Here is a 14,573-nt window from a genome sequence, read left to right as displayed (position 1 = left end):
CCCCCCCCGGGGGGGGCGCCCGCCGGTGCGGCGGGGCACCAATCGGGGCCGCGCGCTGATGGGGCATATCACCTGGGCCGAATATTGCATGAAAGGCCAGGGTGCTATGTTTCCGCCATCACCAAGAGAGAGAAGACCATGGAGACGCAAACCATCCGCTTTTTCCACCGCGGCCAGGTCAAGGAAGTATCCGACGCCCCCATTACCCGCACCGTGCTGCAATACCTGCGTGAAGACGCGCGCTGCACCGGCACCAAGGAAGGCTGCGCCGAAGGCGACTGCGGCGCCTGCACCGTCGTGGTCGGCGAGCTGCAGGACGGCGGCGATGTCGAATTCAAGGCGGTCAACGCCTGCATCCAGTTCCTGCCCACCCTCGACGGCAAGGCCCTGATCACGGTCGAGGACCTGCGCCAGGCCGACGGCAACCTGCACCCGGTGCAGGAAGCCATGGTCGAATGCCATGGCTCGCAGTGCGGCTTCTGCACCCCCGGTTTCGTGATGTCGCTGTGGGCGCTGTACCAGCAGCACACCCCGGGCGGCGAAGCCCCCTCGCGCCAGACCATCTGCGACACGCTGACCGGCAACCTGTGCCGCTGCACCGGCTACCGCCCGATCATCGACGCCGGCGAACGCATGATGGCCCTGCCCGCCCCCACCGCGGACAAGCTCAACCCGAAGCAGATCGCCGACACCCTGCGCAACCTCAAGCGCGGCGAGACCTTCCGCTACCGCGCCCAGGGCCAGGAGTTCTTCGCCCCACGCACCGCGGCCGAGTTCGGCGCGATCAAGGCGGCACAGCCCGATATCCGCATCCTGGCCGGCAGCACCGACGTGGGCCTATGGGTCACCAAGCAGTTCCGCGAGCTGGGCAACCTGCTCTACGTGGGCCAGGTGGAAGACCTGAACCACATCGAGGAACGCGACGGCATGGTCGAGATCGGCGCCGCCGTGACGCTGGAAAAGGCCTACGCCGCACTCAACACCGCGCACCCCGAACTGGAAGAGATGTGGAAGCGCTTTGCCTCGCTGCCGATCCGCAATGCCGGCACGCTGGGCGGCAATATTGCCAACGGTTCGCCGATCGGCGATTCGATGCCGGCGCTGATCGCGCTGGGCACGGAAGTGGTGCTGCAGCATGGCGAGACGCGCCGCACGCTGCCGCTGGAAGACCTGTACCTGGCCTACCAGAAGACCGCGATGCAGCCGGGCGAATTCGTCGCCGCGCTGCGCGTGCCGGTGGCCGGCCCGCAGCACTTCCGCACCTACAAGCTGTCCAAACGCTTTGATGAGGATATTTCTGCCGTGTGTGCCGCATTCGGCATCACCGTGCAGGACGGCATCGTCACGCAGGCCCGCATCGCCTTCGGCGGCATGGCCGCCACGCCCAAGCGCGCCGCCGCCACCGAAGCGGCCCTGACCGGCCAGCCGTGGAATGAAGCCACCGCCCGCGCCGGCATGGCCGCGCTGGCGCAGGACTACACGCCGCTGTCCGACATGCGCGCGACCGCGTCGTACCGCAGCCGCGGTGCCGCCAACCTGCTGTACCGCTTCTGGCTGGAGACCCGCGCCGAAGCGCTGCCCGCGGCAGCCGTCAACGTCCGCGCCATCGGCGCCGGCGCCACTGAAACCGCCACGGCCTGAGCCAGAGAAAAAGGAAAGCATCGGCATGAACAAGCAAACCGAACCCTTCCTGCTCGACGCCACCGCCGAACAGGTCCCGCAGGTCGGCATCTCGCGTCCGCATGAATCCGCCCACCTGCACGTGGCCGGCACCGCCACCTACACGGACGACATCCCTGAGCTGGCCGGCACGCTGCACGCCGCGCTCGGCATGAGCACCCGCGCGCACGCGCGCATCAAGTCGGTCTCGCTCGACAAGGTGCGTGCCGCGCCCGGCGTGGTCGACGTGCTGACGGTGGACGACATCCCCGGCACCAACGACTGCGGCCCGATCATCCACGACGACCCGATCCTGGCACGCGACGTGGTCCAGTTCATCGGCCAGCCGATCTTTATCGTGGTGGCGACCTCGCATGACGCCGCGCGCCGCGCCGCGCGCCTGGGCGCGATCGACTACGAAGACCTGCCCCCGGTGCTGTCGCCGCAAGCGGCGCACGAGGCCTGCAGCTATGTGCTGCCGCCGATGCACCTGACGCGCGGCGAGCCCGCCGCGCGCATTGCCGGCGCGGCCCACCAGGACAGCGGCAAGATCCACCTGGGCGGCCAGGAGCAGTTCTACCTGGAAGGCCAGATCTCGTACGCCGCGCCGCGCGAGAACGACGGCATGCAAGTGTGGTGCTCGACCCAGCACCCGACCGAAATGCAGCACGCGGTGTGCCATATGCTCGGCTGGCAGGCGCACCAGGTGCTGGTCGAATGCCGCCGCATGGGCGGCGGCTTCGGCGGCAAGGAGTCGCAATCGGCGCTGTTCGCCTGCTGCGCCGCGCTGGCCGCGTGGAAGCTGATGTGCCCGGTCAAGCTGCGCCCGGACCGCGACGACGACATGATGATCACCGGCAAGCGCCATGACTTCGTGTTCGACTACACCGTGGGCCACGACGACGAAGGCCACATCGAGGGCGTCAAGGTCGAGATGGTGTCGCGCGCCGGCTTCTCGGCCGACCTGTCGGGCCCGGTGATGACCCGCGCCATCTGCCACTTCGACAATGCCTACTGGCTGCCGAACGTGCAGATCGACGGCTACTGCGGCAAGACCAACACGCAGAGCAATACCGCCTTCCGCGGCTTCGGCGGCCCGCAGGGCGCATTCGCGGTCGAATACATCCTGGACAATGTCGCCCGCACGGTCGGCAAGGATTCGCTGGACGTGCGCCGCGCCAACTTCTACGGCAAGACCGAGAACAACGTCACGCCCTACGGCCAGACCGTGGAAGACAACGTCATCCACGAGCTGATCGACGAACTGGTGGCCAGCAGCGAATACCGCGTCCGCCGCGAAGCTACGCGCGCCTTCAACGCCACCAGCCCGGTGCTGAAGAAGGGCATCGCCATCACCCCGGTGAAGTTCGGCATCTCGTTCAACGTGGCCCACTTCAACCAGGCCGGCGCGCTGGTGCACGTCTACAACGACGGCTCGGTGCTGGTGAACCACGGCGGCACCGAAATGGGCCAGGGCCTGAACACCAAGGTGGCGATGGTGGTGGCGCATGAGCTGGGCATCCGCATGGAACGCGTGCGCGTGACCGCGACCGATACCAGCAAGGTGGCCAATACCTCGGCCACCGCCGCTTCCACCGGCGCCGACCTGAACGGCAAGGCCGCGCAGGACGCCGCGCGCCAGATCCGCGAGCGCCTGGCCGTGTTTGCCGCGCGCAAGGCCGGCGTGGAGCCGTCCGAGGTGCGCTTCAACGATGACCTGGTCAGCGCCGGCGAACTGCGCCTGGCGTTCGGCGAGCTGGCGCGCGAAGCCTACGTGGCGCGCGTGCAGCTGTGGTCCGACGGCTTCTACACCACGCCCAAGCTGCACTGGGACCAGAGCAAGCTGCAGGGCCGCCCGTTCTACTACTTCGCCTACGGTGCCGCGTGCTCCGAGGTGCTGGTCGACACGCTTACCGGCGAATGGAAGCTGCTGCGCGCCGACGCGCTGCACGACGCCGGCCGCTCGCTGAACCCGGCAATCGACATCGGCCAGGTCGAAGGCGCATTCATCCAGGGCATGGGCTGGCTGACCACCGAGGAACTGTGGTGGAACAAGGACGGCAAGCTGATGACGCACGCCCCGTCCACGTACAAGATCCCGACGGTCAACGACTGCCCGGAGGAATTCAACGTGCGCCTGTTCCAGAACCGCAACGTCGAGGACAGCATCTACCGCTCCAAGGCCGTGGGCGAGCCGCCGCTGCTGCTGCCGTTCTCGGTGTTCTTCGCGATCCGCGACGCCGTGGCTGCCGTTGGCGACTACCGCATCAACCCGCCGCTGAAGGCCCCGGCCACCAGCGAGGCGATCCTGGACGCCGTCGACGCCGTGCGCGAAGCCGCGGCGCAGCCAGCCTGAGCTGGCTGAACCATCGCAGGAAGCGCGCGCCTGCGGGCGCCCCCGGACTTTCCCCCCTTGGCCGCGTTGACGGGCAAGGGGCCGGTGGAAGAAGCAGGCGCGCGCCACTCTTGCGATGACACAGCGCAGGCAGCACCACAGCATCAAGCAGCAACCAGGCAACACCGACAAGGCCCCCGACATGCAGGACGCACCGCTCAAACCCTTCCGCTTCGCCGACGCCGCCCGCATGGTGCACGCCGGCGTGCCGGTGGCGATGGTCACCATCGTCGAAGTCAAGGGCTCGGCCCCGCGCGAGGCCGGCATCCGCATGCTGGTCAGCGCCGACGACCTGGTCGGCACCATCGGTGGCGGCCACCTGGAGTGGCGCGGCATGGATATCGCACGCGAGATGCTGGTGCGCGGTGAACAACGCCGGATCGAGCGCATTCCGCTCGGGCCGGCGCTGGGCCAGTGCTGCGGCGGCGTGGTGCAGCTGGCGTTCGAGGTACTGGGCAAAACCGACCTGCACTGGCTTGACGCGGTCGAACGCAATTTCACCGCCGGCAAGGCACTGCAGCGGCAGGTACCGGCCAGCGGCGCGATCACCCATGGCGACAGCCATGCCGTGATCCCCGGCGTAACGCTGCACGCCGACGGCAGCTGGACCGATACGCTGGTGCCCGACACCATGCACGTGGTGCTGTTTGGCGCGGGCCATGTCGGCCATGCACTGGTCAAGGTGCTGGCCACGCTGCCGTGCCGCGTGCACTGGGTCGACGAGCGCGACACGCTGTTCCCCGGCGGGCTGCCCGACAATGTCGAGGCCGAGGCCAGCGACACGCCCGAAGCGGTAGTGGCCCAGGCGCCCGCGGGCAGCTACTTCCTGGTCATGACGCACAGCCATGCGCTGGACCAGACCCTGTGCGAGGAAATCCTCAAGCGCACCGATTTCGCCTACTTCGGGCTGATCGGCTCCAAGACCAAGCGCGCGCGCTTTGAACACCGCATGGCCGAGCACGGCATCGACCCGGCCCGGTTTGCGGAAATGACATGCCCCATGGGGGTTCCCGGGATTACCGACAAGGCTCCGGCTATGATTGCGGTAGCCATCGTCGCCCAGCTGCTCCAGGTCCGCGAACAGCGCCTTGCCGCGCTGCGTCTGGGCCGCCCGGAGGCGGTGCATCCCTGAACCCGTGCCGCCGGCCCCGCCGGCAGGCACAGAAATGCCCAGAAACGAGGCCCCCATGACCATCGATGCCGCGCTCGCGGAACAGATCCGCCGCACTCCCAAGGCCGAACTGCATGTGCATATCGAAGGCACGCTTGAGCCGGAACTGATCTTCCGGCTGGCGCAGCGCAACCAGGTGGCGCTGCCCTACCCCAGCGTCGAGGCGCTGCGCGCCGCCTACGCCTTCACCGACCTGCAGTCGTTCCTGGACATCTACTACGCCGGCGCCAGCGTCCTGCTGACCGAGGAAGATTTCTTCGACATGACCATGGACTACGTCAAGCGCGCCGTCGCCGACAACGTCCGCCACGCCGAGATCTTCTTCGATCCGCAGACCCATACCGCGCGCGGCGTGCCGATTGGCGTGGTGATCGACGGCATCGCCGATGCCCTGGCCCAGGCACGCACCGAATATGACTTCTCCAGCAGCCTGATCCTGTGCTTCCTGCGCCATCTGCCGGAGGAAGACGCCTTCGCCACGCTGGAAGCGGCGCTGCCCTACCGCGACCGCTTTGTCGGCGTGGGCCTGGATTCGTCCGAGCAAGGCAACCCGCCCGAGAAGTTCGCGCGCGTGTTTGCCAGGGCGCGCGAACTGGGCCTGCACCTGGTGGCCCACGCGGGCGAGGAAGGTCCGGCGCAATACGTCACCGACGCCCTCGACATCCTCAAGGCACAGCGCATCGACCATGGCGTGCGCGCCATCGACGATCCCGCGCTGGTGGAACGCCTGGCGCGCGAGCGCGTGGCGCTGACCGTGTGCCCGCTGTCCAACGTCAAGCTCAAGGTCTACCCGGACCTGCGCGACCACCCGCTCAAGCGCATGCTCGATGCCGGCGTGGTGATCACGCTGCATTCGGACGATCCGGCCTACTTCGGCGGCTATATGAACGCCAACTGGGAAGCCACCTTCGAGGCGCTGCCGCTGGACGCGGCCGATGCCCACAAGCTTGCCCGCAACAGTTTTGAAGCGGCCTTCCTGCCTGCCATGCAGAAGGCTGAATTCCTGGCGGAAGTCGACCACTTCTGGTCGAGTCCGCCCAAGTCCCCGCCCGCAACGGCTCCAGCGGCCTGAGCGCGGCGCATGCCAATAGCCCGGCCCGCTGCTTGAACCATGCCGTTCCGCGCGGGTCGGCCACAAGAGACAAACCATGACGACCAACCCCAAGACTGACTCCCTCACCCGTGCCATTCGCGGCCGCGTGCTGCATTTCCTGCGCGATCCGCAATTCCATGAGGATGCGTATCAGTATTGGGACGACGGGGTGCTGATCGTCACCAACGGGCGCATCGCCGCCGCTGGCGACTATACGCAGCTGGCTGCGCGCATTCCGGCCGACGCCGAGATCGTCGACCACCGGGGCAAGCTGATCGTGCCCGGCTTTATCGATACCCACGTGCACTACCCGCAGACCGACATGATCGCGTCGCCGTCGCCGGGCCTGCTGCACTGGCTCGACACCTACACCTTCCCCGAAGAGCGCCGCTTTGCCGACCCCGACTACGCGCGCGGCGTGGCCGGCTTCTTCACCGAAGAACTGCTGCGCAACGGCACCACCAGCGCGGTGGTCTGGAGCACGGTGCACAAGGCCTCGGCCGAGGCCCTCTTTGCCGAAAGCGAGGCGCGCAACCTGCGCATGGTCACGGGCAAGGTGATGATGGACCGCAACTGCCCGGAATTCCTGCGCGATACGGCCGAGACCGGCGCCCGGGACTCCGCCGACCTGCTCTCGCGCTGGCATAACAAGGGCCGCCTTGGCTACGCCATCACGCCGCGCTTTGCCCCGACCTCGACCGAGGCGCAGCTGGCCGCCTGCGGCGAGCTGGCGCGCGCCTACCCGGACGCCTTTATCCAGACCCACGTGGCCGAGAACCGCGACGAGGTCAAATGGGTGGCCGAGCTGTTCCCGGACGCGCGCAGCTACCTGGACGTGTACGACCGCTACGGCCTGCTGCGCCCGGGCGCGATGTACGGCCACGCCATCTACCTGGACCAGGACGACCGCCGGCGCCTGGCCGACAGCGGCGCCGCGGTGGCGCATTGCCCCACCTCCAACCTGTTCCTGGGCAGCGGCTTCTATGACTTCCACCAGTCCGACGCCAACCGCCTGAACGTGACCCTGGCCACCGATGTCGGCGGCGGCACCTCGTTCTCGATGTTCCGCACCATGAACGCCGCGCACAAGGTGGCGCGCATGGGCGGCTACTACCTGACCGCGCTGCGCATGTTCTACCTGGCCACCCGCGCCGCGGCCGAGGCACTGGGCTGGACCGACCGCGTCGGCAGTTTCAGCGAAGGCTGCGAGGCCGACTTCATTGTGCTGGACCCCAAGGCCACGCCGCTGATCGCCCGCCGCAGCAACCGCTCGGAAACGCTGGAAGAAGAACTGTTCGCCTTTGCCATGCTGGGCGACGACCGCGTCATCGACAGCGTCTATGTGATGGGCGAGGCCGCCCACGTGCCGGCCGCCTGATCCGTCACCTGGCCAGCAGCCGCCCGCCGCCATGCGNGGGGGGGGGGCGCGCGTTTACCGCTTCGCCCCCGCCTCCGGCTTGACGACCGTCAAGACCGTCTCCGACAAAGCCTTCTAACCTTGCGGTTCCGCCGCGGCTGTTTTGCGTGCCGTGCGCCCATACCCATCCGACCGCAATCAGAAGGTTCTGCATGACCGCTTCCCAATCCGCCGCTCACGCCCCTGAGCGCGCCCATGGCCCGCATGACGTGCCCCATGCCGCGCGCAAGGGCGCGCCCAGCCACACCCCGCTTCCGGAGCCAATCGCGCCGGACGCCCCGCTGCCCTCGCGCAAGATCATCCGCGGCTGGCTGATCCCGCTGGGCCAGCGCAGCACCCCGCGCGCACTGCTGCTGTTCGCCTTCGACTACCTGCTGTTCGGTGCCGTGCTGGCCGGCGTGGTGCTGGCGCCGCACTGGGCCGCCAAGCTAGCGCTGGGCGTGCTGGCCGGGCTGATCATCGCGCGCCTGTTTATCATCGGCCACGATGCCTGCCACCAGAGCCTGACCCCGCGCCGCGGCCTGAACAAGTGGCTGGGCCGGCTCACCTTCCTGCCCTCGCTGACGCCGTACAGCCTGTGGGAAGTCGGCCACAACGTGGTGCACCACGGCTACACCAACCTGAAGGGCTTCGACTTCGTCTGGGCGCCCTACTCGCTGGAAGAATTCAACGCGCTGCCGCGCTGGCGCCGCGTGATGGAACGCATCTACCGCACCGGCTTCGGCCCGGGCCTGTATTACCTGGTGGAAATCTGGTGGTGCAAGATGTTCTTCCCCAGCAAGCGCCAGATGGCCACGCGCCGCCCGATCTTCACCGGCGACTGTGTGCTGGTAGCCGCGTTCGGGCTGGCCTGGATCGGCGCGCTGGCTGGCCTGGCACTGGCCACGGACCAGTCCGTCTGGATGCTGATCGGTGCCGGCTTCGTGCTGCCCTTCCTGGTTTGGAACGTCACCGTCGGCTTCGTGCTGTACGTGCACCACACCCATACCAGCGTCGCCTGGTATGACACCAAGGCCATGTGGGCCAAGGCGCAGCCCTTTGTCTCGACCACCGTGCACCTGCGCTTCCGCCACGGCATCGGCGCCGCGCTGCACCACATCATGGAACACACCGCGCACCACGTCGACATGAGCGTGCCGCTGTACCGCCTCAAGCGCGCCCAGGCACTGCTGGAGCACGCGCTGCCGGGCCGCATCATCGTCGAGAACTTCTCCTGGCGCTGGTATTTCGACACCGCGCGCCGCTGCAAGCTCTACGACTTCAAGGCCCTGTGCTGGACCGATTTCCGCGGCCGCCAGACCAGCGACAACGCGCCTGTACCCGCCTGAGGGTGCAGGCCTTGTGGCGGGGGGGGGGGGGGGCCGCCTGCCCCCGCGGCCGCTATAATTGCCGCTTCCATTGGGGAGTAGCCGCCCTGCTCTCACCGCGCCGCGCAATGCGGATTCCGGGAGACAGGGGCGTACGTCAACAGACTTGACCGCTTGCGGTTATGGCGTGCGCAGCTCCGGACCCGCCCGGCCGTGTACTGATACGGACCCGGCAGCGTCCAGCCTGGCGAGACCGATGACCATACCTTTCTGGCCGGGCCGGGAAAGGTGTGCGTCATTGGCATCTCGCGATGCATTGCGGCCCGGTTACCCCACAAGACCAATATGGAAGCCTTCCTCGTCTCCACAGGCATCGTCGCCCTCGCCGAAATGGGCGACAAGACGCAATTGCTGTCGCTGGTGCTGGCCGCGCGCTACCGCAAGCCCGTTCCCATCATTCTTGGCATCCTGATCGCCACGCTGTTCAACCATGGCTTTGCCGGCGCGCTCGGCGGCTGGATCACGCATGTGCTGGGCGAAAGCCTGCTGCGCTGGATCCTGGGCCTGGGCTTTATTGCGATGGCGGGATGGATGCTGATCCCCGACAAGCTCGACGACGCCGAACAGGCCAAGCCAGTCAAGGGCGCTCTCGGCATCCTCGGCACCACCATCGTGGCCTTCTTCTTCGCCGAGATGGGCGACAAGACCCAGATCGCCACCGTGGCGCTGGCCGCGCGCTTCAGCGATGCGGTGATTGCCGTGGTGGCCGGCACCACCTTCGGCATGATGGTCGCCAATGCGCCGGCTGTCCTGCTTGGCGACAAGTTTGCCAACAAGATGCCGATCGCGCTGGTGCACAAGATCGCGGCGGGGATTTTCCTGGTGCTGGGGGTGCTGGCGTTGCTGAATATCGGCGGATAAGTCGACAAAAAAAACGGGGCACAAGGCCCCGTTCAAACCCTCGCCGGTCCGGTACTGACGGTTGCCAACTGCACAACCCTCCGGACCGTCGATCACCGATGCTCGGATTTCGCGGGCCGGCAGCACGCGCCGGCCCTGATGCTTTTCAACTCAAGCCACCCTTAGTTGGTGGTCTTGGCACCGCCTTCGAACCACTGCCCCAGCAGGGCACGCTCGTCGTCGGTGATCTGCGTCACGTTGCCCAGCGGCATCGCCTTCTGCTGCACGGCCTGCTGGTAGATCAGCTGCGCGTGGGCCTTGATGTCTTCCGCGGTGTCGAGCTTGATGCCCTTGGCTGCGGTCGGCATCATCTTCGGCTGCTCGGCGTGGCACTGCACGCAGCGCGCGTTCATCACTTCCTGCACCTTGGCAAAGCTGACGGCGGGGGCGGCAGCGTCACCGCCTTCTGCCTTGGCCACGGCCGGGCGCGGTTGCGGCGCGATCAGCACGGCGACCACGGCCAGCACGGCAACGCCGGCTGCGGGCCAGGCCACGTTGATCTTGCCCTTGTGCTTGAGGATGAAGAACTGGCGGATCAGCACACCGGCCAGCATGATCAGGATCAGCGCGGCCCAGTTGTACTTGTAGCTGTATGTCATGCTGTAGTGGTTCGACAGCATCGCGAACAGCACCGGCAGCGTGAAGTACGTGTTGTGCACGCTGCGCTGCTTGGCGTTCTTGCCATGGACCGGATCGACCGGCTGGCCTGCGCGCAGCGCGGCAACCACCTTGCGTTGCCCCGGGATGATCCACACCAGCACGTTGGCGCTCATGATGGTGGCGATCATCGCGCCGGTCAGCAGGAACGCCGCACGGCCCGAGAACAGGTGGCACGCCACGTAGGCAGCCACGGCCACGTAGATCGCCACCAGCACGCCCACGGTCTTGTCGCTCTTGCCGAACACGCGACAGATCACGTCATAGACCACCCAGCCCGCGGCCAGGTAGGAGAGCGCCAGGCCGACCGCCGCGCCGGGCGACATGTCGTAGACGTTCTTGTCGATCAGGAACGTGCTGGCGTTGAACAGGTACAGCACCACCAGCAGGCCGAAGCCGGTCATCCAGGTGGAATACGACTCCCAGTAGAACCAGTGCAGGTTCTCAGGCAGCGTCTTGGGCGCGGTCAGGTATTTCTGCGGGTTGTAGAAACCGCCGCCGTGCACGGCCCACAGCTCGCCGCCGACACCCTTCTCCTGCAGGTCAGGATCGGTGGGACGGGTCAGGCTGTTGTCGAGCCAGACGAAATAGAACGAGGAGCCGATCCACGCGATCGCCGTGATGACGTGCACCCAGCGCAGCAGCAGATTGGCCCAGTCGAGAATATAGCCTTCCATGTCTTGTCTCCTGTTTCCCTATGCCACCGCTTCAGCTGCCGCGGTAGGTCGAGTACGACCAGGGCGAAACCAGGAGGGGCACGTGGTAGTGCGCGTTGACATCGGCAATACCGAAGCGCAGGGGCACCACGTCCAGGAAAGCCGGCTCGGGCAGCTGCGTGCCTTGCGCGCGGAAGTAGTCGCCCGCAGCGAATTCCAGCTCATACACGCCGACGGCGAAGTCCGCGCCTTCCAGCAGTGGCTGGTCGCAACGGCCGTCGTGGTTCGTCACGACTGTCTTCAGGGTTTCGCGACGATTGTCGACAATCTTATGAAGAGTAACCGACATGCCCTTGCCGGGCGTGCCGGCAGCGGTGTCGAGTACGTGTGTGGTCAAGCGTCCCATCGTGTTTTTCCTTAGGCGATTGGGTTGTGAGGGGCGCCGCTGCCTTCACTAGCACCATTTGTGGGAATGGTGCCCGCTCGGTACGTCTGGTAACGCATCCCGGCGCTGGGTGGTGCGTGGCGACAATGCGCCTGCACTACCCGGTTGGCAATTCAGGGATTTCCCTGAGTTGTCGAAAACCTGAGTCGGTTTTGTTGACAATATTGAAGCAGTAACCAAATAATTGTCAACAATTTTTGGATCACCGCTGCCTGATGTCCAGGATTTGCGGTGCCCTGCCTGACTGCTGGTGCCACGATGTCCAAGAGCCTGAAGCTGATTGCCGCCAACGCCGAATCCAAGGCCGACGCCGAGTTGACCGAAATCCAGGCGGGCAAGCCCGCCAAGCCCGCACGCAAGGGCTCGGTCGAAGAGCGCATGTATCACGAGATCTACGACGCGATCATGGAGCACCGGCTGCCGCCGCGCACCAAGCTGACCGAGCATTCCCTTTGCGAGATCTATGCCACCGCGCGGCACACGGTGCGCAAGGTGCTGTCGCACCTGGCCGCCGACGGCATGGTCGACCTCGAACCCAACCGCGGCGCCTTTATCGCCAGCCCCTCCACCGACGAAGCGCACGACATGTTCGAGCTGCGCCAGATGCTGGAACGCGCGGTGCTGGAAAAGCTTGCCGGCATGCCCGACGTCAAGACCGTGATCGCGCCGCTGCGCCAGATGGTGGCCAGCGAGCGCCAGGCCTTCCTCACGCATGACCGGCCCAAATGGATCCGCCTGTCCGCCGAGTTCCATACGGCCCTGGCGGAACTTTCGGGCAACGCGCTGCTGGTCAACATGATGCGCCGGCTGGTGTCGCGCACCACGCTGATGATCGCCAGCGTGGAAGCCCCGGGCAACAACGCCTGCTCGTTCGATGAACACGAAGAGATCCTCGACGCACTCGAACAGGGCAATGCCGCGCTGGCCCAGTCGCGCATGGCGCACCACCTTGGCGCCTGCGCCGACCGCGTGCAGCCGGACGAGCCGGGCAACTTTGATCTTCGCAGCGTACTAGGCCGCTCCACCTAGCACGGTGTTCCCGCCCCTGCCCCCAAATACAAGGCCAGACCCAGTCGGCAAACAGCACCCGGCTCGAAAGCGAGAGTGCTGAGACGACAGGCAGATAACGGTCCGGAGACCTACCGGCATCCAGGACCGGGGCCATGGCAGTGGTGTTCCCATCAAACCAAAGGAGAGGAGACGCACCCATGAATTCCGCAAGCACCACGGTCCCGACGGACCTCACCAACGAGCGTTTGCCTTCCGGGCGCCTGCTCGCGCTCGGGTTGCAGCACGTTCTGGTGATGTACGCCGGCACGGTTGCCGTGCCCCTGATCGTTGGTGGCGCGCTCAAGCTGCCCAAGGACCAGCTGGCGTTCCTGATCAACGCCGACCTGTTCGCCGCGGGCCTGGCCACGCTGATCCAGGCCTTTGGTTTCTGGAAGTTCGGCATCCGCCTGCCGGTGATGATGGGCGTGACCTTCGCCTCGGTGGCGCCGATGATCGCCATCGGCACCGATCCCAATGTCGGCCTGCTCGGCATCTATGGCGCGGTGATCGCGTCGGGGATATTCGGCATCCTGATTGCGCCGATGATGGGGCGCATGCTGGGGCTGTTCCCGCCAGTGGTGACCGGCACGGTGATCACGCTGATCGGCGTGTCGCTGATGCGCGTGGGCATCAACTGGGCGGCCGGCGGCCAGCCCACCACCCGTGCCGTGATCGACGGCGTGGTCAAGGAGGTGCCGAACCTCGCCTACGGCGACCTGGCCAACCTCGGCATTGCCGGCCTGACGCTGCTGATCATCCTGCTGCTGACCAAGTACGGCCGCGGCCTGGTGGCCAACTGCGCAGTGCTGCTGGGCATCATCGCCGGCACGCTGGTGGCGATGGCAATGGGCAAGGTGTCGTTCGAAGGCCTGGATGAAGCCAGCTTTGTCGCTGTCATCACGCCGCTGCACTTCGGCATCCCGACCTTCGAAGTGACCGCCATCCTGTCGATGTGCATCGTCATGCTGATCACGCTGGTGGAATCCACCGGCATGTTCCTGGCGCTGTCGGACATCACCGGCAAGAAGCTGAGCAACGAGGACCTGACCCGCGGCCTGCGCGCCGACGGCTTGGGCACCGTGATCGGCGGCGTCTTCAACACCTTCCCGTACACCTCGTTCTCGCAGAACGTGGGCCTGGTGACGGTGACCGGCGTGCGCTCGCGCTACGTGGCGGCTGCCGGCGGCATCATCCTGGTCGCGTTCGGCCTGTTCCCCAAGATGGCCCACGTGGTGGCCTCGGTGCCGCAGTTCGTGCTGGGCGGCGCCGGCATCGTGATGTTCGGCATGGTGGCCGCCACCGGCATCCGCATCCTGGGCTCGTGCGATTTCAACCGCAACCGCCACAACCTGTTCATCGTCGCCATCTCGATCGGCGCCGGCATGATCCCGACGCTGGCACCGACCTTCTTCCAGTACCTGCCGAAGTGGACCGGTCCGTTCACCCACAGCGGCATCGTGCTGGGCACCATCGTGGCCGTGGCGCTGAACCTGTTCTACAACGGCATCCAGTCGCGCGAAGAGGCCATGCGCAACGCCGCTGCCAACTCGCACGGCACGGAGTAATCGAAGCAACGGTATCGAAGTATCCGGCACCGCCGCCGGCACGACTGGCACGTTCATTGCGTGATGGTCGGCGCTTGCGGGCGGCGCGGCGGTGCCGGGAGTTTTCCTGAAGCAAGCAAAGACACATGACAAAAGATAACTATCCACGCGATCTCATCGGATACGGTGCCCGGCCGCCGCACGCCCGCTGGCCGGGCG

11 protein-coding genes and 1 riboswitch are annotated in these 14,573 nt (G+C 66.6%); of the genes, 9 read left to right on the top strand and 2 right to left on the bottom strand.

Going from position 1 to position 14,573, the window contains the following annotated elements; translation table 11 throughout:
* Positions 1-138: 138 nt before the first annotated feature.
* The 7 genes from xdhA (at position 139) to CF68_RS14475 (ending at position 9,963) form a co-directional block, all read left to right on the top strand.
* Entirely contained in the window at positions 139-1,641 is a 1,503-nt protein-coding gene (gene xdhA, locus CF68_RS14505) for a xanthine dehydrogenase small subunit (RefSeq protein WP_035819908.1), read from the top strand.
* 25 nt (positions 1,642-1,666) lie between these two features.
* Complete coding sequence (xdhB, locus tag CF68_RS14500) at positions 1,667-4,015, top strand: xanthine dehydrogenase molybdopterin binding subunit (RefSeq protein ID WP_035819906.1); 2,349 nt, start codon at positions 1,667-1,669, stop codon at positions 4,013-4,015.
* A 181-nt stretch (positions 4,016-4,196) separates the two neighbouring features.
* Positions 4,197-5,186, top strand: a complete 990-nt coding sequence (xdhC, locus tag CF68_RS14495; RefSeq protein ID WP_035820033.1) for a xanthine dehydrogenase accessory protein XdhC — start codon at positions 4,197-4,199, stop codon at positions 5,184-5,186.
* A 55-nt stretch (positions 5,187-5,241) separates the two neighbouring features.
* A complete protein-coding gene (locus tag CF68_RS14490; RefSeq protein WP_035819904.1) occupies positions 5,242-6,297 on the top strand; it encodes an adenosine deaminase in 1,056 nt (351 codons plus the stop codon).
* A 76-nt stretch (positions 6,298-6,373) separates the two neighbouring features.
* Positions 6,374-7,696, top strand: coding sequence for a guanine deaminase (gene guaD, locus CF68_RS14485; RefSeq protein ID WP_035819902.1), 1,323 nt, complete (start codon positions 6,374-6,376; stop codon positions 7,694-7,696).
* A gap of 191 nt (positions 7,697-7,887) precedes the next feature.
* On the top strand, positions 7,888-9,063 hold the full coding sequence (locus CF68_RS14480; RefSeq protein ID WP_035819900.1) for a fatty acid desaturase: 1,176 nt from the start codon (positions 7,888-7,890) through the stop codon (positions 9,061-9,063).
* 60 nt (positions 9,064-9,123) lie between these two features.
* A riboswitch (yybP-ykoY riboswitch) is annotated at positions 9,124-9,273 on the top strand.
* Positions 9,274-9,387: 114 nt separating this feature from the next.
* Positions 9,388-9,963: a TMEM165/GDT1 family protein gene (locus CF68_RS14475; RefSeq protein ID WP_035819898.1), complete on the top strand. Its 576-nt coding sequence runs from the start codon at positions 9,388-9,390 to the stop codon at positions 9,961-9,963.
* Positions 9,964-10,124: 161 nt separating this feature from the next.
* Here the strand turns inward: CF68_RS14475 and CF68_RS14470 are convergent, their stop codons facing one another.
* Positions 10,125-11,336, bottom strand: a complete 1,212-nt coding sequence (locus tag CF68_RS14470) for a urate hydroxylase PuuD (protein WP_035819895.1) — start codon at positions 11,334-11,336, stop codon at positions 10,125-10,127.
* 31 nt (positions 11,337-11,367) lie between these two features.
* Positions 11,368-11,721, bottom strand: a complete 354-nt coding sequence (gene uraH, locus CF68_RS14465) for a hydroxyisourate hydrolase (RefSeq protein ID WP_010809171.1) — start codon at positions 11,719-11,721, stop codon at positions 11,368-11,370.
* Between the two features lie 297 nt (positions 11,722-12,018).
* Between uraH and CF68_RS14460 the strand changes: the two genes are divergently transcribed.
* Positions 12,019-12,789 carry a GntR family transcriptional regulator gene (locus CF68_RS14460; protein ID WP_035819893.1) on the top strand — a complete coding sequence of 257 codons (771 nt, stop codon included), beginning with the start codon at positions 12,019-12,021 and terminating at the stop codon, positions 12,787-12,789.
* Positions 12,790-12,968: 179 nt separating this feature from the next.
* A complete protein-coding gene (locus tag CF68_RS14455; protein WP_035819891.1) occupies positions 12,969-14,375 on the top strand; it encodes a nucleobase:cation symporter-2 family protein in 1,407 nt (468 codons plus the stop codon).
* Positions 14,376-14,573 lie beyond the last annotated feature (198 nt).

Origin of the sequence: Cupriavidus sp. SK-4, assembly GCF_000611125.1 — a bacterium.
In the GTDB taxonomy this organism is placed as follows: Bacteria; Pseudomonadota; Gammaproteobacteria; order Burkholderiales; family Burkholderiaceae; genus Cupriavidus; species Cupriavidus necator.
The sequence above is the reverse complement of the archived record's forward strand: the minus strand, read 5'-3'. Positions and strand labels throughout refer to the sequence as shown.